The following is a 21007-nucleotide window of genomic DNA, read 5'->3' as shown; positions in this document are numbered from 1 at the left end:
CGCGTCATGCTGTGCTCATCCGGGGGGCCACCCCCGGGCCCCCGGTCGTGGGCGGGTGGGGGTGTGCGGTGAGTCTGTTCCGTGACGACGGTGTCGTGCTGCGCACCCAGAAGCTGGGCGAGGCCGACCGCGTCATGCTGTGCTCATCCGGGGGGCCACCCCCGGGCCCCCGGTCGTGGGCGGGTGGGGGTGTGCGGTGAGTCTGTTCCGTGACGACGGTGTCGTCCTGCGCACCCAGAAGCTGGGCGAGGCCGACCGCATCATCACGTTGCTCACGCGGGGGCACGGGCGCGTGCGGGCCGTCGCCCGCGGGGTTCGGCGGACCAAGTCGAAGTTCGGCGCGCGGCTCGAACCCTTCTCGCACGTCGACGTGCAGTTCTTCGCCCGCGGCAGCGAGCTCATCGGGCGCGGGCTGCCGCTGTGCACCCAGAGCGAGACCATCGCCCCCTACGGCGGCGGCATCGTCTCCGACTACGCCCGTTACACGGCCGGCACCGCCATGCTCGAGACCGCCGAGCGGTTCACCGACCACGAGGGCGAGCCGGCCGTCCAGCAGTACCTCCTCCTCGTCGGCGGGCTGCGCACCCTCGCGCGCGGCGAGCACGCCCCCCACCTGATCCTCGACGCCTTCCTGCTGCGCTCCCTCGCCGTCAACGGCTACGCGCCCAGCTTCGACGACTGCGCGAAGTGCGGCCTCCACGGGCCGAACCGCTTCTTCTCCGTGGCCGCGGGCGGCGTCATATGCGGCGACTGCCGGGTGCCCGGCAGCGTCGTACCCTCTGCGGAGGCCATCGCACTGCTCAGCGCGCTGCTGACCGGCGACTGGCCCACGGCGGACGCGTGCGAGGCGCGCCACGTCAGGGAGGGCAGCGGACTGGTGTCCGCGTACCTGCACTGGCACTTGGAGCGCGGACTGCGCTCCCTCCGGTACGTCGAGAAGTAGCAGAAATAGGAGATGTGAGCCGCATGGCACGACGCGGAATCCTGGGCCGGTCCCGCCGCGAGTACAAGGTCCCCGAGCCGCACCCCTCCGGCGCCCGCCCGCCGAAGATCCCGGGCGAGCTGGTGCCGGGCCATGTGGCCTGCGTGATGGACGGCAACGGCCGCTGGGCCAAGGAGCGCGGCCTGCCCCGCACCGAGGGCCACAAGGTCGGCGAGGCCGTCGTGCTCGACGTGCTCAAGGGCTGTCTGGAGATGGGAGTGAAGAACCTCTCCCTCTACGCCTTCTCCACCGAGAACTGGAAGCGCTCGCCCGACGAGGTGCGCTTCCTCATGAACTTCAACCGTGACGTCATCCGCCGCCGCCGTGACGAGATGGACGAGCTCGGTATCCGTATCCGCTGGGTCGGCCGGATGCCGAAGATGTGGAAGTCGGTCGTCCAGGAGCTCCAGATCGCCCAGGAGCAGACCAAGGACAACGACGCGATGACGCTCTACTTCTGTGTGAACTACGGCGGCCGGGCCGAGCTCGCGGACGCCGCGCAGGGCATCGCGCGCGATGTGGCGGCGGGGAAGCTGGACCCGTCGAAGGTGAACGAGAAGACGTTCCAGAAGTACCTGTACTACCCGGACATGCCGGACGTGGACCTGTTCCTGCGTCCGAGCGGCGAGCAGCGCACCTCGAACTACCTGATCTGGCAGAGCAGTTACGCCGAGATGGTCTTCCAGGACGTGCTGTGGCCCGACTTCGACCGGCGTGACCTGTGGCGTGCCTGCCTGGAGTACGCCCAGCGGGACCGCCGCTTCGGCGGTGCCATCCCGAACGAGGAACTGGAAGCGATGCGCGGCCGCCCCGAGGGCACGACTGCGTGACCGGCCGGGGATGTGGCGGCGTCGCGCTCTTCGCGGTCGCGGCGCTTGCCACACGGCGCGCCCCGGTCCGGGGCGCGCCGTTGTCGGGTCAGGTCTGCGCCGCGGCGCTCGCGCACTCCGCGCAGGTGCCGAAGATCTCGACGGTGTGGGCCACGTTCACATAGCCGTGCTGTGCGGCGATCGTCTCGGCCCACTGCTCGACCGCGGGACCCTCGACCTCGACCGCCTTGCCGCACACCCGGCACACCAGGTGATGGTGGTGGTCGTCCGTCGAGCAGCGCCGGTAGACGGACTCGCCGTCGCTGGTGCGCAGGACATCCACCTCGCCGGCGTCCGCCAGCGACTGAAGGGTGCGGTAGACCGTGGTCAGACCGACGGAATCGCCGCGGTGCTTGAGCATGTCGTGAAGCTCCTGCGCGCTGCGGAACTCGTCCACCTCGTCGAGCGCCGCCGCCACCGCGGCACGCTGCCGGGTCGACCGGCCTCGCACTGGGGCGGGGTTTCCGCCCGTTGGCGCCGTCACCACAGGTGCCTCCTCGCTTCGCCCGCACATGCTGTCGGGCCCAATTCTGCCAGGCCCGCGGTCAGACCTTGACGTCGTCGCCCGGGCGGCGGCTGCCGGGCATGTCCGCGGTGCACTCCGCCGAGGCCGCCTCGGCCGCGCGGGCACGCCGTCTGGCCAGGGGGGTTGCCAGCACGGTCAGCGTGATGAAGACCGCGATGGCGAGCAGGACGATCGTCGCTCCCGGCGGGACGTCCTGGTAGTAGGACGTGGTCGTCCCGGCCAGCGCGACGGCGACACCGATCCCGACCGCGAGGGCGAACGTCGCACGGAACGAGCGCGAGATCTGCTGCGCTGCCGCCACCGGCACCACCATCAGCGCGCTGACCAGCAGAAGGCCCACCACGCGCATCGCCACCGAGACCGTGACCGCCGCGGTGACCGCGATCAGCAGGTTCAGCGCCCGCACCGGCAGCCCGGTCACCCGGGCGAACTCCTCGTCCTGGCTGACCGCGAACAACTGGCGCCGCAGGCCCAGCGAGACGAGCACCACGAACGCGGCGAGCACACAGATCGCCGTGAGGTCCTCGTCGGACACCGTCGAGAGCGAGCCGAACAGGAACGAGCTCAGATTGGCCGTCGAGCCGGTGTCCGAGATGTTGATCAGCAGGACGCCGCCCGCCATGCCGCCGTAGAAGAGCATCGCCAGCGCGATGTCGCCGCGGGTGCGTCCGTACGCCCTGATCAGCTCCATCGCGATCGCGCCGACCACGGAGACGGCCGTCGCCATCCACACCGGGTTGGTGGACAGCAGGAAGCCGAGGCCGACGCCGGTCATCGCCACATGGCCGATGCCGTCGCCCAGCAGCGCCTGCCGCCGCTGCACCAGATAGATGCCGACGGCGGGCGCGGTGATGCCGACCAGTACGGCCGCGATGAGCGCCCGCTGCATGAAGGCGGTCTCGAGGATTTCCATGATCAGGTCAGCAGTCCCGTGCGGAGCGGCTCGTCGGCCGCGTGCGGATGTACGTGGTCGTGGCCGGGCAGTGCGTGCTGGCCCACGGCCTGGGGCGGCGGTCCGTCGTGGACGACGCAGCCGTCCCGCAGCACCACCGCGCGGTCGATGAGCGGCTCCAGCGCGCCCAGTTCGTGCAGCACGAGCAGGACGGTCGTGCCCGCCGCCACCTGCTCGCGCAGCGTCCCGGCGAGGATCTCCTGGCTGACCAGGTCCACGCCCGCCATGGGCTCGTCCATGATCAGCAGCTCGGGCTCGCAGGCGAGCGCGCGGGCGATGAGCACCCGCTGGTGCTGTCCGCCGGACAGGGCGTTCACGGAGTCCCTGGCCCGGTCGGTGAGGCCGACCAGCTCGATGGCCCGGTCCACGGCCGCGCGGTCGGTCCGCGAGAGCAGACCGAGACGCGCGCGGGAGAGCCGGCCCGAGGAGACGACCTCGCGGACGGTCGCGGGTACACCGCTCGCCGCCGTGGTGCGCTGCGGCACATAGCCGATGCGCGACCAATGGCGGAATCGGCGCAGCTCGGTGCCGAACAGTGTGATCGTGCCGCTCGTGAGCGGCACCTGGCCGATCACGCTGCGTACGGCTGTCGACTTGCCCGAGCCGTTCGCGCCGAGCAGGGCGACGACCTCACCGCGCTCCACGGCGAGGTCGACACCGCGCAGCACGGGGCGCGAGCCGAGCGAGGCCTGGGCCCCGCGGAGGGATATGACGGGCTCGCTCACGATGCCTCCGATGGGGATGGGTGGGTCACTTCGCGCCGAGAGCCTTCTGCAGCGCGGCGAGGTTGGACTGCATCACGCCGATGTAGTCATCGCCCTGGGACCTCTCGGTGATTCCCTCGAGCGGGTCGAGGACGGCCGTCTTCAGCCCGGTGTCGCCGGCGAGGGTCTTCGCGGTCCTGTCGCTGGCGAGCGTCTCGAAGAAGACGGTGCTGACCTTCTCCTTCTTCGCCAGGGTCTGGAGCTCCTTGACGCGGGCCGGGCTCGGCTCGGACTCGGGGTCGAGGCCGGCGATGCCCTCCTGGTCCAGGCCGTAGCGCTCGGCGAGGTAGCCGAAGGCCGAGTGCGTGGTGATGAAGGTCTTCGTCGTGGTGTTCTTCAGGCCCTGCTCGAAGGCGGTGTTCAGGCCGTCGAGCTTGGTGACGAGCGCGGTGGTGTTCTTCCGGTAGTCCGCGGCGTTGTCGGGGTCGGCCTTCTCCAGGGAGGCACCGACGCCCTTGGCGACCTCGGCGTACTTCACGGGGTCGAGCCAGATGTGGGGGTCGGCGCCCGCCTCGCCCTCCGCCTCGTGGGCGTGCTCGTCGTGGGCCGCCTCGTCGCCCGCGTGGCTGTGGCCGCCCTCGGTGCCGTGGTGCTCCAGCTCGGTCAGGGTGGCGGCGTCGACCTTGTTCTTCGCCTCGGACTCGTCGATGGCCTTGTCGACGGCGGGCTGGATGCCCTTGAGGTAGAGGATGTAACCGGCTTCGCCCAGTTCGGCGGTCTGGCGGGGCTTGAGTTCCAGGTCGTGCGGCTCGACGCCCGGCCGCGTGAGCGTGGAGACGGCGACATGGCTGCCGCCGATCTGCTCCGCCAGGTACTGCATGGGGTAGAACGACGCCACCACCTTGAGCCTGCCGTCGCCGTCCTTGCCGTCGGCGGCACCGGACGTCGAGCAGGCGGACACGGCCATGAGGCCGAGAGCGACGGCTCCGGCGGCGACGGTGGTGGGTATCAGGCGGCGTACGTTCATGACTGTCATTTTCAACAAAAGTGGAAACGATTGTCAACAAAGCTGTTGAGCAGGCCCTCGGGCCGGTAAGTACCCCTACCGATTTGATTGCAGGGGTGCGCCCGCCGGTAACCTGAAGCATTCGCCCGCCCGTCTCCCGACCGCCACCCCCCAACGAAGCGCTCCGCGCCTCACCCCCCATACATTCGTCGTCGTTAATGAAGAGAGCACCGTGGCCGCCGACAAGATCGACACCATCGTCAGCCTCAGCAAGCGCCGTGGCTTCGTCTACCCGTGCAGCGAGATCTACGGCGGCCAGCGAGCCGCCTGGGACTACGGGCCGCTGGGCGTCGAGCTGAAGGAGAACATCAAGCGCCAGTGGTGGCGCTACATGGTCACCTCGCGCGAGGACGTCGTCGGAATCGACTCGTCGGTGATCCTGGCCCCCGAGGTCTGGGAGGCCTCCGGTCACGTCGCCACCTTCACCGACCCGCTGACCGAGTGCACCTCCTGTCACAAGCGCTACCGCGCCGACCACCTCATCGAGGCGTACGAGGAGAAGCACAACGGCCGGGCCCCGGAGAACGGTCTCGCCGACCTCAACTGCCCCAACTGCGGCAACAAGGGCACCTTCACCGACCCCAAGCAGTTCTCCGGCCTGCTCTCCACGCACCTCGGCCCGACCCAGGACTCGGGCTCGGTCGCGTACCTGCGTCCCGAGACCGCCCAGGGCATCTTCACCAACTTCGGCCAGGTGCAGCAGACGTCGCGCAAGAAGCCGCCGTTCGGCATCGCGCAGATGGGCAAGTCGTTCCGGAACGAGATCACTCCGGGCAACTTCATCTTCCGCACCCGCGAGTTCGAGCAGATGGAGATGGAGTTCTTCGTCAAGCCCGGCGAGGACGAGCAGTGGCAGGAATACTGGATGGAGCAGCGCTGGAACTGGTACCGCGACCTGGGTCTCCGTGAGGAGAACATGCGCTGGTTCGAGCACCCGCAGGAGAAGCTCTCCCACTACTCCAAGCGCACCGCGGACATCGAGTACCGCTTCAGCTTCGGCGGCAGCGAGTGGGGCGAGCTCGAGGGCGTCGCCAACCGCACGGACTTCGACCTCTCGGCGCACTCCAAGGCGTCCGGCCACGACCTGTCGTACTTCGACCAGGAGGCCGGCGAGCGCTGGACCCCGTACGTCATCGAGCCCGCGGCCGGTGTCGGCCGCGCGATGCTGGCGTTCCTGCTGGACGCGTACAACGAGGACGAGGCCCCGAACGCCAAGGGCGTCATGGAGAAGCGCACCGTGATGCGCCTCGACCCGCGCCTCGCGCCGGTCAAGGTCGCCGTCCTGCCGCTCTCCCGCAACCCGCAGCTGTCGCCGAAGGCCAAGGGCCTCGCCGCGGACCTGCGCAAGAACTGGAACATCGAGTTCGACGACGCCGGTGCCATCGGCCGCCGCTACCGCCGTCAGGACGAGATCGGCACCCCGTTCTGCGTCACCGTCGACTTCGACACCCTCGACGACAACGCGGTCACCGTGCGCGAGCGGGACACGATGACGCAGGAACGTGTCTCCCTCGACCAGATCCAGTCCTACCTCGGCGCCCGTCTCCTCGGCTGCTGACGTACCCGTCGGATCACCGAAGGCCGGGCGGGCCGCATGCCCGGCCGGCCTTCGTGTGTGCGCGGCCGTGTCCGTGTCCGTACGGCTCCGACCGGCCGAAAGGTGGCGCACGGGCGCCTGGTTGCCGACGTACGGGGCAACAGAGCGACATCGGTCCCCTGTTGATGTTGTCCGTACTGCACACTGGGGCGCACTCGTCATCCGGGAGAGGACACCATGCCGTCCACGACCACCAGCAAGGTCAGCAGATGGGACCAGCACGGCCGCGAACACGTCGTGCACGTAGCGAAATCGGGCATGCAGCGGATGCTCACCTGTGACACCTGTGGCTGGCGCAAGGGTGCGCAGTTCCTGCCCTGGCTCAAGGCCGAGGAGCACCTCGCCGAGGCCCATCAGGCAACCGTCGACCCCTCCGCCGGCTCGCGTCCGGCCTGACCCGAGCGGACGTCAGGGACGCAGTCCCCGCAGCAACAGGTCGCACACCGCGCGGAATTCGTCCTCGATGGCCGGCCTGCGCCACTCCGGCGCGTGCACGGGATCGTGGAAGCGGGCCGTCGCGACGAACACCGCCTGCGCGGTCGACGCGGGCGACTCGGCCCTGAACTCACCCGCCGCCACGCCCTCTTCGACGATGTGGGTGAGCTGGCCGGTCAGCAGCGCCAGATGCCGGTCCACCGTGTCGCTGGTCTCGGTGATCAGCGCGCTGTAGGTGGCGAAGAGTTCGGGATCGTCGCCGGCCTTGTGGCGCTTGGCCTCGAACAGCGCCGACAGCCAGTGCCGCAGCTTCTCCCCGGCCGACGGCGCCGGGGCCTCGGTGATCTCCGCGAGCAGGTCCTCGGTACGGCCGAGCCAGCGCGCCGTCACGGCCTCCCGCAGCGCCGCCTTCGTGCGGAAGTGGCGGTACACACTGCCGTGGCTCACGCCCAGCAGCCGCGCGACATCGACGACCGTGGCCTTCGCCGGGCCGTAGCGGCGCAGCACATCCTCGGTGGCTTCCAGGATGCGCTCGGTCGTCAGGGTCTCGCTGGTCGGCATGGTGTCGACGGTACCCGGCCGGTTCCCCGGTGCCGGATTCAGTGCTCGCTGTCCAGGTGGGCCATCTGCGACTCGGGGTAGCGCGCGCCGGCGGCCGCTCCGGCCGGGACGGCCTCCTCGATGGCCGCCAGGTCACCGGCGTCGAGCGTGACGTCGAGCGCGCCGAGGGCTTCGGTGAGCCGGTCCCGGCGCCGGGCGCCGACCAGCGGCACGATGTCCTCGCCGCGGGAGAGCACCCAGGCGATCGCGGTCTGCGCGACCGTGATGCCCTTCTGTTCGGCGATCTTCCGCAGCTGCTCGACCAGATCGAGGTTGTGCCGCAGGTTGTCGCCCTGGAAGCGCGGGCTCATGCCGCGGAAGTCGCCGGGCGCCAGCTCGCGGTCACGCGAGAAGTGGCCGCTGATCAGCCCGCGGGAGAGCACGCCGTACGCGGTGATGCCGATGCCCAGCTCCCGCGTCGTCGGCAGGATCTCGTCCTCGATGCCGCGCGAGATCAGGGAGTACTCGATCTGGAGGTCCGCGATCGGGGCCACCGACGCGGCCCGCCGGACGGTGGCGGCGCCGACCTCGGACAGGCCGACGTGGCGCACATGGCCCGCCTCGATCAGTTCGGCGATGGCGCCGACGGTCTCCTCGATCGGGACGTCGGGGTCGACGCGGGCGATCCGGTAGATGTCGATGTGGTCGCGGCCGAGGCGCTGGAGGGAGTACGCGGCGAAGTTCTTCACCGCGGCGGGCCGGCCGTCGACTCCCGACCAGCCGCCGTCGGCGTCGCGCAGCGCGCCGAACTTGACGCTGACGAGGGCCTTCTCACGGGCGGCCGAAGGCGCGGTGCGCAGGGCCTCGTTGACGAGCAGTTCGTTGTGGCCCATGCCGTAGAAGTCGCCGGTGTCGAGCAGGGTGATGCCGGCGTCGAGGGCGGCGTGGACGGTGGCGATGGACTCGGCGCGGTCGGCCGCGCCGTACAGCGCGGACATGCCCATGCAGCCGAGGCCGAGCGGGGAGACCAGCGGGCCTGTGGTGCCGAGGGGGCGGGGGGTGGAGGTCATGAGGGGCTCCTGAGGGGTGTGTGACGACACGGATGCCGCACGTGCTGACACCATCACCTTGGCATGACGAATGACAGATTTCAATATCTGTCATTCGATACTTGTCCGGCGGGTCGGCCGGGCGCGGAGCCGGCGGGTCGGTCGGTCGGGCGGTCGGGCGGTCGTCCGGCGGGCCGCTGTCCGGCCGCAGTGGGCCGCGCTGCCCCGAATTCGGATGACCGGCCTCTCGCCAGGCGGTACCGTCTCCTCCATGTCTTCGTTCTTCCAGATCTACGAGTGAGAGGGCGGCGGCCCGACCCGCCCCCCGTCTGACGTTTCCGAAGTCACTTCTCACCACGAATGGGAGAACCCCATGGCCAAGAGCCGGAACAACCTTCTCGGAGTCGGCGGACAGCGACGCAAGCTGTCCCGCGCCGAACAGCAGGCCAACGGACCCACGCGCAACGCCGACCGGCAGACGGCCGCCGAGCAGAAGGCGGAACTGCTGCGGAAGATGCGCGAGCGTGCCGAGGGCACCGACGCTCCGCAGGAGGAGCAGAACCAGTAGTCGCACAACCGTGGGCCCGGACCGCACAGGCGGTCCGGGCCCACGGGCGTGTCCGGCCCCGGCGTACCCCGGGCCCGGCACACTCCCGGGCCCCGGCGCACCGCTCAGGTCAGCGTGCGCGGCAGTCGCAGGCTCAGCAGCGCGGTCAGCGCGATCACGCCCAGCCACACCAGCAGGGTCACCGTCAGCGCCCGGCCGGCGCCCGAGCTCTCCGTCAGCGACAGGAAGAGCGAGCCCAGCGTGGCCACGCCCAGCGCCAGCGCGGACTGCTGGGTCGTCACCATCACCCCGCTGCCCACGCCCGCCTTCTCGTTCGGTACGTCGGAGAGCACCACGCGGAAGAGCACGGGCAGTTGGAGTCCCTGGCCGAAGCCCGCGAGGGCGAGACCGGGAGCCAGCTGCCACAGCGCCAGGTGTGACCACTCGTGCCACACGGTCAGCGCGAGGACCGCGACACCGAGACCCTGGAGAAGGCCGCCGGCCGTGACGATCCGCGTGCCGTGCCGGACCACCAGCCGCGGCCCGGCGAGCGACGCCACGAAGAAGGCGACGGCCATCGGCACGAGCGTCAGCCCGGACGCGATCGTGCCCGCGCCGAGGCCCTGCTGGAGCGCGACCGCGATGACGAACATGAAGCCGCCGAAGCCGACCGAGAACGGCAGCAGCATCGCGAGCCCGCGGCGCAGGGAGGGCTGCGCGAACAGGCTCGGCGGCACCAGGGGAGTGCGGCCGCGACGGTCCGAGCGCTGTTCCACCCACCAGAACACCGCCGCCGCGACCGGGAACGCGCCGAGCGCGAGCCATGTCCACAGCGGCCAGCCGGCGGCCCGGCCCTCCGTCAGCGGAGCCAGCAGCGCGAGCAGGGCGACGGTCAGCAGCACGGTGCCCGGCAGATCGACGGGCGCCGGGTCCTTCGAGCGGGTGGCGGGGACCGAGCGGGTGGCCAGCACGAGGCCGGCCAGCGCGACCGGCACGTTCACCAGGAAGATCGCCCGCCAGCCGCTGCCCGCGATGTCGGCCGCGACGAGCACGCCGCCCACGATCTGTCCGGCCACCATCGCGAGACCGGCGGTGGCCCCGTACAGGCTCATGGCCCGAGCCCTGCGCTGCCCGGAGGTCGACGCCTGGATCGTGGCCAGCACCTGCGGCAGCATCAGCGCGGCGGCCGCGCCCTGGGCCACCCGTGCGCCGACGAGGGTCCAGGCGTCCGGGGCCAGCCCGCAGGCGAGTGAGGTCAGTCCGAAGGCGGCCATCCCGGCGAGGAAGAGCCGGCGACGCCCGTACTGGTCGCCGAGCCGCCCGCCGAGGACGAGCAGAACGGCGTAGGAGAGCCCGTAGCCGGCGACGACCAGTTCCAGCATGGCGGGACCCGCGGCGAGGTCGTGGTCGATGGTCGGCAGGGCGACATTGACGATGAAGAAGTCGATCAGCGGAAGTGCCGCGCCGAGAAGAAGGGTGAACAGCCCGAGCGGGCCGAGCACCGGTCCGCCGCCGGCGGTGGCGGGGGCGGAAACGGGGGAAAGGACACGTGTCTCACTCACACATCCGAAGATCCTCCGATGCGCAGCCTGGTACCAGAGTGTCTTTATCCTGGTACAAGCACTACCTGGCAACGGTCTGAGCCGTTCGGCACTCTGGGGGTATGACGACGATGGTGCAGGAGTCCGACGTACGACGGCACGAGCTCGCGGGCTTTCTGCGCAGCCGTCGCGAGCGGATCACCCCTGAGCAGGTGGGTCTGCCGCGTGGGCGTCGCCGGCGCACTCCCGGGCTGCGCCGCGAGGAGGTCGCCCAGCTCTCGGCCGTGGGCGTCACCTGGTACACGTGGCTGGAGCAGGCGAGGGACATCCAGGTGTCGCCCCAGGTGCTCGACGCGATCGCACGGGCGTTGCTGCTCGACTCCAGCGAGCGCAGCCATCTGTTCGCGCTGGCGGGCGCGGCCGACCCGGCCCCGGGCACGCCCTGTCCCACGGTCACGCCGGGGCTGCGGCTGATGCTGGAGCAGTTGGAGCCGATTCCGGCGTGCATCCAGAACAGCCGGTACGACATCCTCGCCCACAACCGCACCTACGGGCGGCTGCTGTGCGATCTCGACGCCCTGCCGCCGGAGGACCGCAACTGCATGGTGCTGGCCTTCTCCAACGAGGACTGGCGGTCGGCGGTCGTGGACCTCGAGGCGTCGAACCGGATGATGGCGGCGAAGTTCCGGGCCTCGATGGCGGAGCATCTGGCCGAACCGGCGTGGAAGGCGCTGCTGGCACGGCTGGAGTCGTCGCGGGAGTTCCGCGAGGTGTGGGCGCGGCACGAGGTGGTCGGCCAGGGCGGCAAGACGAAGCACATCGACAACGCGCACGTGGGTCTGCTGCACCTGGAGCACAACAACCTGTGGCTGGGCCCCAAGGCGGGCCCCCGGCTGGTGACGTACGTCCCGCTGGACGCGGTGTCCCGTGAACGGCTGGAGAAGCTCCAGGCGCTGGCGTCCGCGGGGGTCTGACAGGTCGCCCGAGCGGCGGAGGGGCAGGGGGCGCGGCTGTGCGGCCGCTGGTCGGGCGGGCCGTTTCCGCCGCTCGTTTCCGGGGCTCGGAGGTGGCCGGCGCCGCACCGGACGCATGGCGCGTGCGGAGCCCGGATGCGTGGCGCCGCATGCTCCTCGGGACCGGCTGGGCCGAACGGGCGGACCGCCGGTCCCGGGCCCGTTGGGCGCCTTGTCACGGGCCCACACGGCTCTCCGGATCACGCCCCTCTCCGACCGCGCCGGACGCCCGCGACACCGGCAGCCGGTCCGGGTCGGATCTCTGCCCGCGCGCCGGTTCCGGCGGAGCCGTGCCCGCAGCGCGGCACGGCCCAGTCCCGCGTGCGTGGCGTCGGGGCGGGTCCCGTGCCCGCAGCGCCAGTCACGGCCGGCTTTCGTCCGCGCTCACGTCAGGCAGGACCGTGCCAACAGCGCTGGTCAGTCGCCCAGTCGGTCACGCGCCCGCGGCACTGTCGGACCGGGTCCCGCGCCCGCAGTACGGGTCGGCCGGCCGTGATCCGCAGACCCCCGCCCGCCCCGCCGGGCACCGGTCACGACCAGACCCCCCGGCCCGCCGGTCTCGACCAATCCCCCCGCGGCCACGGCAGACCCCCTCACACGTCCGCCACCGACCGCTCCGGTTCCCGGTCCGCCGCGCCCAGTCGTTCCGCCGTCCTCCGGGCCGTCTCGCGGGCCCAGGGGCCGCTCGTCAGGACCCCGACCACCAGCACGCACACACCGCAGCCCGTGAGGATCCACCAGGCCGGGCGGCTGGCAGGGACGAAGTCCGTGGCGTACGTCGCCGTGGAGACGCCCGCGGCCAGGACGGCCCCGATCACGGCGACGCCGAGCGTCTGGCCGATCTGACGGCTGGTCGAGGCGACGGCGGCGGCCACGCCCGCCTGGGCGCGTGGCATCCCGGAGACCGCGGTGTTGGTGATCGGCGCGTTCACCATGCCGAAGCCGAGTCCGAACAGGACGAAGCCCACGAAGAGCAGCACTTCCGAGGTCTCCGCCTCGAACGCGGCGAACAGCAGCCCGCTCGCCGCCATCGTGATCCCCGCGATCACCAGCGGGAGGCGTGGCCCCCGGCTCGCCACCAGCCGCCCCGACAGGGGTGCGCAGACGAGGGTGAGCCCCGCCATCGGCAGCATGTACAGCCCCGCGTGCAGGGCGGACATACCGCGGACCTCCTGGAGGTACAGCGTGTTGATGAACAGGAACCCGGCCAGGGAGGCGAACGCGCAGACCGCGACGACCGTGGCTCCGCTGAACGGGGCGCTGCGGAAGAAGCGCAGGTCGATGAGGGGTTCCTGGCGCCTCGGCTCGTACAGCAGCACCCCGGCCAGCGCGACGGCGGCGACCACGGCGAACACGATGCTCGACTCGATGATCGCGTAGGTGAGCGAGGCGAGGAGGGTGATGACGAGCAGCTGCCCGACCGGGTCGGCCCGGCGGGGCTTCGGCGCGCGGGACTCCGGGACGTAACGCCAGGTCAGTAGCAGGGCGATCAGACCGACCGGCAGATTGACCCAGAAGATGGAACGCCAGCCGACGGTGTCCACGAGCACTCCGCCGACGATCGGGCCCGCGGCCATGGAGATACCGACGACTCCGCCCCACACACCGATCGCGCGGGCGCGTTCGCGGGCGTCGGTGAAGGTGTTGGTGATGATCGACATGGCGACCGGGTTGAGCATCGAGCCGCCGACGGCCTGGACCATGCGGAACGCGACCAGCGATTCGAGATTCGGGGCGATCGAGCACAGCAGCGAGCCGAGGGTGAACATCACGAGTCCGGCCTTGAAGACCCGGCGGCGGCCGATGCGGTCGGCGGTGGAACCGGCGAGCATCAGCAGCGACGCGAGGACGAGCGTGTACGCGTCGATCGTCCACTGCATCCCGGCCACGGAGGCGTCCAGCTCCTTGCTGATGGAGGGCAGCGCCACGTTGAGGATCGTGTTGTCGAGGGAGACGATCAGCAGGCTCATGCAGCAGATCGCCAGGATGAGCAGCCGCCGTCGTGATGTGAGCTCGGACATACGTCGATAGTACGGTTAACTAACGACTCCGGGTGTGCGCGACAATGGGCGAATGACCACGCTCGCCCCGTCTCCCGCGTCCCTCGCGAAGCTCTCGATCGGCCCGTACTCCGTACAGCCGCCGGTCGTGCTCGCGCCCATGGCCGGCATCACGAACGCTCCGTTCCGGACCCTCTGCCGGGAGTTCTCCGGCGGCAAGGGACTCTTCGTGAGCGAGATGATCACGACGAGGGCGCTGGTCGAGCGCAACGAGAAGACGATGCAGCTGATCCACTTCGACGCGAGTGAGACACCGCGGTCGATCCAGCTGTACGGCGTGGATCCGGCCACCGTCGGCAAGGCCGTCCGCATGATCGTGGACGAGGACCTCGCCGACCACATCGACCTCAACTTCGGCTGCCCGGTGCCCAAGGTGACCCGCAAGGGCGGCGGCTCCGCGCTGCCCTACAAGCGGCCGCTGCTGCGCGCCATCCTGCACGAGGCGGTGACGGGCGCCGGCGACCTCCCCGTGACGATGAAGATGCGCAAGGGCATCGACGACGACCACATCACCTTCCTCGACGCCGGACGGATCGCGGTCGACGAGGGCGTGACGGCGATCGCGCTGCACGGCCGCACCGCCGCGCAGCACTACGGCGGTACGGCGGACTGGGACGCGATCGCGCGCCTCAAGCAGCACGTCCCGGAGATCCCGGTGCTCGGCAACGGCGACATCTGGTCGGCGGACGACGCGCTGCGGATGGTGCGCGAGACGGGCTGCGACGGCGTCGTCGTGGGGCGCGGCTGTCTGGGCCGGCCCTGGCTCTTCGGCGACCTGGTCGCGGCCTTCGAGGGCACGGGCTCGTATGCGACACCCACCCTGCGCGAGGTCGCCGCGGTGATGCGGCGGCACGCGGAGCTGCTGGGGGAGTGGATCGGCGACGAGACGCGCGGAGTCATCGACTTCCGCAAGCACGTGGCCTGGTACCTCAAGGGCTTCGCGGTCGGCTCCGAGATGCGCAAGAAGCTGGCGATCACCTCCTCGCTGGCGGAACTGGACGCCCAGCTGGCCGAGTTGGACCTCGACCAGGCGTGGCCCGCGGGTGCGGACGGCCCGCGCGGTCGTACGTCGGGCAACAACCGGGTCGTCCTGCCGGACGGCTGGCTCAAGGACCCCTACGACTGCGCGGGAATCAGCGCGGAGGCGGAACTGGACACCTCGGGCGGCTGAGGCCCGCGGCCGTCCGGCCCGATCCGAGCGGAAGGCCGGAAGACGGGTCGGGCGGCAGGTCGGGCGACCGGTCCTCGCAGTCGGTGAACGGCCCGTCCTAGCCGTCCAGTTGGCCCGCGTGGCGCGACAGCGGCGCCGTGTCCGACGAGTTGCTCACGCTGAACGTCACGCTGCCCGCCACATAGCGGTCGTCCGTCCACTCGATGGCCCGGCCCGTCGCCGTGGACGACACATGCCGCTGGCGCAGAAGCGGGCTGCCCCGGCGCACCCGCAGCATCCGCGCGTCGACGCTGCCCGCGGACACCGCGTCGATGAGGTGCTCGCCGTAGTGGGCGACGATGTCGTGCGTCGCGGCGATGCTGTTCATGATCGACGAGCAGTCCTCGGGCAGCTCCTCCACGGCGGGCGCGACCCAGGGCGCGTACGCGGTGCGCTCCAGCATCGCGGGCTCGCCGTCCAGCAGCCGCAGCCGCAGCACATGGAGGATCGCGGACCCCGTCGGCACCGAGAGCCGGGAGGCCTCCGTGGGTGTGGCGGGCCGGCGCACCCGGGTCAGGATGCGGCTGGCGACCTCGTGGCCCTGGGAATCGGCCCACTGGGCGAAGCTGTTCAACTCCGCGAAGCTGTGGCGGCGTTCGTGCCGGAGCACGATTCTGCGCGCACCCTGGCGTGATCCGATCAGCCCCTCGGAGGCAAGGACGGCGACGGCTTGGCGCACGGTGCCGCGCGAGGCGGACCAGCGGTCGGCGAGGTCGCTCTCCGAGGGGAGTTGGGCCCCGACCGGATACTCGCCGCCGAGGATCGATCCCCGCAGCGCCTCCGCGATCTCCAGATAACGCGCCGTGCCCACGCGAACGTCCTCCGTGCCCCGAAACTGTGCGCAGTCGGTTGCGCTGGGTTCCGCTTCCCTCCTCACCCTAACCGTGTCCGGGCGCGGCAGTACCCACGCGCTGCAACCGACCATGACCTTTGGTGAGGTGGCTTCGTCTCTTCCGTCGCCCGATCCCCGACGGTCATGCGGCGTTCATGGCCCGGACAGGTCATCCGGGCGAACTGGGCTCAGCTTGTTCAGACAAGTTCTCACTTCGTCTCTGGGAGAGACCGTGCTCAGACCGACCCGCCCCGTCGCCGCCGCCCTGCTCGGCGCCGCAGTCCTCACCAGTGCCACGGCCTGCGGAGCCGCACCCGACAACGCCGCCGCGGGCACCGTGGGGGCGAAGGCCAGTGCCTCCGCCGCCGACTTCGGCGGTATGCCGGCGCTCGTCGAGGCCGCGGAGAAGGAGGGCGAGCTGAACGTCATCGCCCTCCCGCCGGACTGGGCCAACTACGGCGAGATCATCAAGGCCTTCGAGGCCAAGTACAAGATCAAGGTCAACAGCGAGAACCCCGACGCCGCCAGCGCCGACGAGATCGCGGCCGTCAAGGCCCGCAAGGGCCAGAAGCGCGCCCCCGACGTCCTGGACCTGGGTATCGCCTTCGCCCGCAGCGGCGCCGCCGAGAACCTCTTCGCGCCCTACAAGGTCGAGGCCTTCGACAAGATCCCCGCGGAGCAGAAGGACGCGCAGGCCCGCTGGTACAACGACTACGGCGGCTATGTCTCCATCGGCTGCGACGCCAAGCGGATCAAGAACTGCCCGCAGACCTTCGCCGACCTGCTCAAGCCCGAGTACAAGGGCAAGGTCGCGCTGAACGGCAACCCGACCAAGTCCGGCTCGGCCTTCGGCGGTGTGTACGCGGCCGCTCTCGCCAACAAGGGCACGTTCGGCGACATCCAGCCCGGCATCGACTACTTCGCCGAGCTGAAGAAGAGCGGCAACTTCATCCCCGTCGAGTCCACCCCGGCCACGGTCGAGAAGGGCGAGACCCCGATCAGCATCGACTGGGACTACCTCAACGCCGGCTACGCCGACCAGTTCCGGGGCAAGGGCGTCGACTGGAAGGTGGCCGTCCCCTCCGACGGCGTCTACGCCCAGTACTACTCGCAGGCCATCAACAAGCAGGCCCCCCACCCCGCCGCCGCCCGGCTGTGGATGGAGTTCCTCTACAGCACCGAGGGCCAGAACCTCTGGCTGAAGGGCTACGCCCGCCCCGTGCTGCTGCCCGTCATGACCGCCGGCGGCACCGCCGACAAGTCCTTCGTCGCCAAGCTCCCGCAGGTCGAGGGCACGCCCACGTTCCCCTCGTCCGCCGAACTCGACAAGGCCAAGGCCGTACTCGCCGAGAAGTGGGACAAGGCCCTCTCCTGATGTCCGTGACTCCTCCGTCCTCCACCCGGACCGCCGGCGGTGTGCGCCGCCGGCGGCGCGGGCCCCGCAGCGGGCTCGCGGTCCTGCCGCTGCTGCTGTTCACCGGGCTGTGCTTCGGGCTCCCGTTCGGGGCCGTGCTGTACGGCGCGGTCACGCGCACCGACGCGACGACCGGCGGCTCCTCGCTGACCGGTGAGCACGTCCGTCGCTCGCTCCAGGGCCCCTACCTGGACTCCCTCGCCGGCAGTGTGCAGCTCTCCGGGCTCACCGCGGTGATCGGTTCGCTGGCAGGACTGTTCATCGCCCAGGCCGTCGTCACCTCACGCCGGCAGTGGCTGCGCAGCGCCACGCTCACCGCCTCCGGTGTGCTGGCCAACTTCGGCGGCGTACCGCTGGCGTTCGCCTTCATCGCGACCGCCGGCATCTCCGGCGTGCTCACGCAGCTCGCCGACCTGGACAGCCTCGGCTGGAACCTGTACTCCTTCACCGGACTCAGCGTCGTCTACCTCTACTTCCTCACCCCGCTGATGGTGCTGACGATCGTGCCCGCGCTGGACGGGCTGCGGCCCCAGTGGCGGGAGGCGGCGCAGAACACCGGAGCGAGCACCTGGCAGTACTGGCGGATGGTGGGACTGCCCGTCCTCGCCCCGTCGCTGCTCGGCGGCTTCGTCCTGCTGTTCGGCAGCGCGTTCGCCGCGCACGCCACGGCCGCCGCCCTGGTCGGCGGGTCCGTGCCGCTGGTCACGCTGAAGATCGCGGACGCGCTCTCCGGCAATGTGCTGGTCGGCCAGGAGAACGTGGCCCTCGCCCTCAGCCTCGACATGATCCTGATCGCCGGGCTGGTCATGGCGGTCTATCTCCCCCTTCAGCGACGGAGTGCCCGATGGCTGCGCTGACCCCCACCGCACCGGCCGACCCGGTCGCCCCCCTCGTGCCGGAGAAGGCGCCGTCCGCGCCGCTGCGGCGTCGCGCCGGCAGGCCCAGGGTGTGGCGCGGGTTCGTGCTGGGCCTGGCGGGCCTGTACTTCCTGGTGCCGCTCGCCGCCTCGTTCGTCTTCACCGTGCACACCCCCGGGCAGGGCATCTCGTTCCAGGCGTACACCGGCATCCTCGGCGCCGAGGGCTTCACCGACAGCCTGCTGCTCTCCCTCGGGCTCGCCGCCGCCACCATCGCCCTGGTGCTGCTGCTCGCGGTGCCCGCGCTGGTCGCCGTACGGCTCGGAGCGCCGAAGCTGCGGCCGCTCGTCGAGGTCGTGTGCATGCTGCCGCTGGTGGTGCCGCCGATCGCGCTGGTCACCGGCATCGGCACGGTGCTGCGCTGGGGGCCCGAGCATCTGTCGCGCACCCCGCTCTACCAGACGTTCCTCGCCGTCCAGAACGAGAGCTTCCCGATCGTCCTGGTCCTCGCGTACACCGTGCTGGCGCTGCCGTTCGTGTACCGCTCACTGGACGCGGGGCTGCGCGCCGTCGACGTGCCGACGCTGGTCGAGGCCGCCCGCAACTGCGGGGCGAACTGGCCGCAGGTGATCGGCCGGGTCGTGCTGCCCAATCTGCGCACCTCGCTCGCCGGGGCCGCGTTCCTCACGCTGGCCCTGGTCCTCGGCGAGTTCACCATCGCTGCCCTGCTCGGCTTCCAGCCGTTCGCGGTGTGGATCGTCACCGTCTCCGGATCGCAGGCCCGGATGTCGGTGGCCGTGTCCATCCTCAGCCTTCTGATCACCTGGGCGCTGCTGCTCCTCCTGTCCCGTGCGGGCAACGGCAGCCGCAGCGTGGGTTCCGTACCCGCTGCCGCCCCCGCCTCCAGCAAGGAGTCCTGAACCATGTCCGCACCCACCGCATCACCCGTGGCCGTGGCCGGCGAGGTCGCCGCCGCCGCGGGTGCGCGCGTCGAATTCCGCGGTCTGCGCCGGGCGTTCGGCTCCACCGTCGCCCTCGACGGGCTCGACCTGACGGTCGAGCCCGGCGAACTGCTCGCCCTCCTCGGCCCCTCGGGCTGCGGCAAGACCACCGCGCTGCGGGTCGTCGCCGGCTTCGAACAGCCCGACGCGGGCGAGGTCCTGGTCGACGGCGAGGACATCACGCGGGTGCCGGCGAACCGCCGGGACGCCGGCATGGTGTTCCAGTCGTACAGCCTCTTCCCCAACCTCAGCGCCCGCGACAACGTCGCCTTCGGCATGCGGGTGCGCAAAGTGCCCGCTGTCCGGCGGAACGCCCGGGCCGCCGAACTCCTCGCGCTCGTCGGCCTGCCGGAGCACGGCGACCGCTATCCCCACCAGATGTCCGGCGGTCAGCAGCAGCGCGTCGCGCTCGCGCGCGCCCTGGCGCTCGAACCGCGTGTGCTGTTGCTCGACGAGCCGCTGAGCGCCCTGGACGCCAAGGTGCGGCTCAGTCTGCGCGAGGAGATCCGGCGTCTTCAGCTGTCGCTCGGCATCACCACGATCTTCGTCACGCACGACCAGGAGGAGGCCCTGTCCATGGCGGACCGGGTCGCCGTCCTGAACGCGGGACGGCTGGAGCAGTGCGCGGCCCCCGCCGAGCTGTACCAGCGCCCCGCGACGGCGTTCGTCGCCGAGTTCGTCGGCACCATGAACCGGCTGCCCGGCGTGACGACCGGCGACGGGCTGGTGGAGGTCGCGGGCGCCGCACTGCCGGTGGACGGCGATCGGCCGGACACGGCCGGCGCGGTCGAGGTGCTCGTACGGCCCGAGAACATCCTCGTCGTCGCGGACCCGGCGGGCGAGGCCACCGTCGTCTCCGCGTCCTTCTTCGGCTCGGTCACCCGGGTCCTGCTCGATCTTCCGGGCGGCGGATCGGTCAAGGCGGATCTGCCCTCGCGGGAGGCGGCCTCGCTCACCCCCGGCACCCGCGCGCGCGTGTCCCTGGCGGAGCGGCCCGTGCTCGTCGTGCCGGCGGCGCCGTGACCCCGGGCACCCCGTCCCGTCCCGCGGCCGTCCTCTTCGACATGGACGGCACCCTCGTCGACACGGAGGTGCTGTGGTGGCACGCGGCCGAGGAGGTCGCCGCCTCGGTGGGGTACCGGCTGGGTGCCGCGGACGCACCCGAGGTCGTCGGCCGCGCCGTCCAGGACACCGCCGCTCATCTGATGCGGGTGGCCTGCCCGGGTCCCGGGGTGTCTCTCAGTGCCACCGAGGCGGCCGACGCGCTGACCCACGCCTTCCACCGGCGGGTGGCCGAGGGTGCCCCGCTGCGTCCCGGAGTCCGCCGGCTGCTGGCCGAACTGGAACGGTGCGATGTGCCGTTCGCCCTGGTCAGCGCCTCGCCGCGGCTGGTCGTCGACTGCGTGGTGCAGGGGGCGCTGGCTCGGGTGCCCTTCTCCTTCACGCTGTCCGCCGACGACACCGCGAGGACCAAGCCGCACCCGGATCCCTACCGGGCCGCGGCTGAGCGCTTCGGGGCCGACCCCGGGGCCTGTGTGGCGGTGGAGGACTCACCGGACGGGAGTGCCTCGGCGCAGGCCGCGGGATGCCCGGTGCTCGTGGTGCCCTCGTTGCTTCCGGTGCCCGAATCAGCAGGTCGGGTCTTCGCCGAGAGCCTGGAGGAGGTGGACCTGGAGGTGCTGAGCCGATGTGTTGCGGCGTGTTCCGAGGGTCCGGATGATGGGACCGGACGGTCTTCGGCCGCGTGATTCTCGCCACCCTTGATAGGGGTGCCGCTCAGATGAGCGATTTGGTGGCGACTGCATCTCTCGG

At 71.1% G+C, this 21007-nt stretch carries 21 protein-coding genes; 12 read left to right on the top strand and 9 right to left on the bottom strand.

Translation table 11 applies throughout. The features are described 5' to 3' along the window. Nucleotides 1–196: 196 nt before the first annotated feature. Nucleotides 197–943, top strand: a complete 747-nt coding sequence (recO, locus tag ACFWU3_RS11405; RefSeq protein WP_384434611.1) for a DNA repair protein RecO — start codon at nucleotides 197–199, stop codon at nucleotides 941–943. A gap of 23 nt (nucleotides 944–966) precedes the next feature. Next, nucleotides 967–1812, top strand: a complete 846-nt coding sequence (locus tag ACFWU3_RS11400; protein ID WP_313946415.1) for an isoprenyl transferase — start codon at nucleotides 967–969, stop codon at nucleotides 1810–1812. An 88-nt stretch (nucleotides 1813–1900) separates the two neighbouring features. Here the strand turns inward: ACFWU3_RS11400 and ACFWU3_RS11395 are convergent, their stop codons facing one another. From ACFWU3_RS11395 to ACFWU3_RS11380, 4 genes are read right to left on the bottom strand one after another with little or no spacing between them, the layout of a single operon-like run. Then, a complete protein-coding gene (locus tag ACFWU3_RS11395) occupies nucleotides 1901–2338 on the bottom strand; it encodes a Fur family transcriptional regulator (protein ID WP_384434607.1) in 438 nt (145 codons plus the stop codon). Between the two features lie 58 nt (nucleotides 2339–2396). Then, nucleotides 2397–3290 carry a metal ABC transporter permease gene (locus ACFWU3_RS11390; protein WP_384434604.1) on the bottom strand — a complete coding sequence of 298 codons (894 nt, stop codon included), beginning with the start codon at nucleotides 3288–3290 and terminating at the stop codon, nucleotides 2397–2399. Between the two features lie 2 nt (nucleotides 3291–3292). Further along, nucleotides 3293–4057 carry a metal ABC transporter ATP-binding protein gene (locus ACFWU3_RS11385; protein ID WP_384434805.1) on the bottom strand — a complete coding sequence of 255 codons (765 nt, stop codon included), beginning with the start codon at nucleotides 4055–4057 and terminating at the stop codon, nucleotides 3293–3295. A gap of 22 nt (nucleotides 4058–4079) precedes the next feature. Then, nucleotides 4080–5060: a metal ABC transporter substrate-binding protein gene (locus ACFWU3_RS11380; RefSeq protein WP_384434601.1), complete on the bottom strand. Its 981-nt coding sequence runs from the start codon at nucleotides 5058–5060 to the stop codon at nucleotides 4080–4082. Nucleotides 5061–5271: 211 nt separating this feature from the next. Between ACFWU3_RS11380 and ACFWU3_RS11375 the strand changes: the two genes are divergently transcribed. Further along, nucleotides 5272–6657 carry a glycine--tRNA ligase gene (locus ACFWU3_RS11375; protein WP_384434598.1) on the top strand — a complete coding sequence of 462 codons (1386 nt, stop codon included), beginning with the start codon at nucleotides 5272–5274 and terminating at the stop codon, nucleotides 6655–6657. Nucleotides 6658–6873: 216 nt separating this feature from the next. After that, nucleotides 6874–7092, top strand: coding sequence for a hypothetical protein (locus ACFWU3_RS11370; RefSeq protein WP_384434594.1), 219 nt, complete (start codon nucleotides 6874–6876; stop codon nucleotides 7090–7092). A gap of 12 nt (nucleotides 7093–7104) precedes the next feature. Here the strand turns inward: ACFWU3_RS11370 and ACFWU3_RS11365 are convergent, their stop codons facing one another. Both ACFWU3_RS11365 and ACFWU3_RS11360 read right to left on the bottom strand, forming a co-directional pair. Continuing rightward, the gene (locus tag ACFWU3_RS11365; protein WP_384434591.1) at nucleotides 7105–7692 is read right to left on the bottom strand and encodes a TetR family transcriptional regulator; all 588 of its coding nucleotides are present in this window, start codon (nucleotides 7690–7692) and stop codon (nucleotides 7105–7107) included. 38 nt (nucleotides 7693–7730) lie between these two features. Next, nucleotides 7731–8741 (bottom strand): aldo/keto reductase, encoded by a 1011-nt coding sequence (locus tag ACFWU3_RS11360; RefSeq protein ID WP_384434588.1) that lies wholly within the window; start codon nucleotides 8739–8741, stop codon nucleotides 7731–7733. A gap of 352 nt (nucleotides 8742–9093) precedes the next feature. Here ACFWU3_RS11360 and ACFWU3_RS11355 point away from each other — a divergent pair, with 352 nt between their 5' ends. Then, complete coding sequence (locus tag ACFWU3_RS11355; RefSeq protein WP_313946424.1) at nucleotides 9094–9288, top strand: DUF6243 family protein; 195 nt, start codon at nucleotides 9094–9096, stop codon at nucleotides 9286–9288. A 104-nt stretch (nucleotides 9289–9392) separates the two neighbouring features. Here the strand turns inward: ACFWU3_RS11355 and ACFWU3_RS11350 are convergent, their stop codons facing one another. Beyond that, complete coding sequence (locus ACFWU3_RS11350; RefSeq protein WP_384434584.1) at nucleotides 9393–10829, bottom strand: MFS transporter; 1437 nt, start codon at nucleotides 10827–10829, stop codon at nucleotides 9393–9395. Nucleotides 10830–10930: 101 nt separating this feature from the next. On the opposite strand from ACFWU3_RS11350, the gene ACFWU3_RS11345 reads away from it, so the two are divergent. Then, nucleotides 10931–11782, top strand: a complete 852-nt coding sequence (locus ACFWU3_RS11345) for a helix-turn-helix transcriptional regulator (RefSeq protein ID WP_384434581.1) — start codon at nucleotides 10931–10933, stop codon at nucleotides 11780–11782. Nucleotides 11783–12414: 632 nt separating this feature from the next. Here ACFWU3_RS11345 and ACFWU3_RS11340 read toward each other — a convergent pair. Then, entirely contained in the window at nucleotides 12415–13842 is a 1428-nt protein-coding gene (locus ACFWU3_RS11340) for an MFS transporter (protein ID WP_384434578.1), read from the bottom strand. Nucleotides 13843–13894: 52 nt separating this feature from the next. On the opposite strand from ACFWU3_RS11340, the gene dusB reads away from it, so the two are divergent. Continuing rightward, nucleotides 13895–15052, top strand: coding sequence for a tRNA dihydrouridine synthase DusB (gene dusB, locus ACFWU3_RS11335; protein ID WP_384434575.1), 1158 nt, complete (start codon nucleotides 13895–13897; stop codon nucleotides 15050–15052). 97 nt (nucleotides 15053–15149) lie between these two features. Here the strand turns inward: dusB and ACFWU3_RS11330 are convergent, their stop codons facing one another. Further along, nucleotides 15150–15902, bottom strand: coding sequence for a GntR family transcriptional regulator (locus ACFWU3_RS11330; protein WP_384434572.1), 753 nt, complete (start codon nucleotides 15900–15902; stop codon nucleotides 15150–15152). Between the two features lie 253 nt (nucleotides 15903–16155). On the opposite strand from ACFWU3_RS11330, the gene ACFWU3_RS11325 reads away from it, so the two are divergent. Genes ACFWU3_RS11325 through ACFWU3_RS11305 form a run of 5 tightly spaced genes read left to right on the top strand, consistent with a single transcriptional unit; the run spans nucleotide 16156 to nucleotide 20943 of the window. Further along, nucleotides 16156–17298, top strand: a complete 1143-nt coding sequence (locus ACFWU3_RS11325) for an ABC transporter substrate-binding protein (protein WP_384434569.1) — start codon at nucleotides 16156–16158, stop codon at nucleotides 17296–17298. After that, nucleotides 17298–18194 (top strand): ABC transporter permease, encoded by an 897-nt coding sequence (locus ACFWU3_RS11320; protein ID WP_384434567.1) that lies wholly within the window; start codon nucleotides 17298–17300, stop codon nucleotides 18192–18194. The genes ACFWU3_RS11325 and ACFWU3_RS11320 overlap by 1 nt, the downstream gene beginning before the upstream one ends. Then, a complete protein-coding gene (locus ACFWU3_RS11315) occupies nucleotides 18182–19114 on the top strand; it encodes an ABC transporter permease (RefSeq protein WP_384434564.1) in 933 nt (310 codons plus the stop codon). Before ACFWU3_RS11320 ends, ACFWU3_RS11315 begins: the two co-directional genes overlap by 13 nt. Before the next feature lie 3 nt (nucleotides 19115–19117). Continuing rightward, nucleotides 19118–20218 carry an ABC transporter ATP-binding protein gene (locus ACFWU3_RS11310; protein ID WP_384434561.1) on the top strand — a complete coding sequence of 367 codons (1101 nt, stop codon included), beginning with the start codon at nucleotides 19118–19120 and terminating at the stop codon, nucleotides 20216–20218. Next, the gene (locus tag ACFWU3_RS11305) at nucleotides 20215–20943 is read left to right on the top strand and encodes an HAD family hydrolase (RefSeq protein WP_384434558.1); all 729 of its coding nucleotides are present in this window, start codon (nucleotides 20215–20217) and stop codon (nucleotides 20941–20943) included. The genes ACFWU3_RS11310 and ACFWU3_RS11305 overlap by 4 nt, the downstream gene beginning before the upstream one ends. Nucleotides 20944–21007 lie beyond the last annotated feature (64 nt).

It is taken from the genome of Streptomyces sp. NPDC058685, assembly GCF_042714725.1.
Lineage (GTDB): Bacteria > Actinomycetota > Actinomycetes > Streptomycetales > Streptomycetaceae > Streptomyces.
This window is presented reverse-complemented; position numbering and strand designations above follow the sequence as displayed.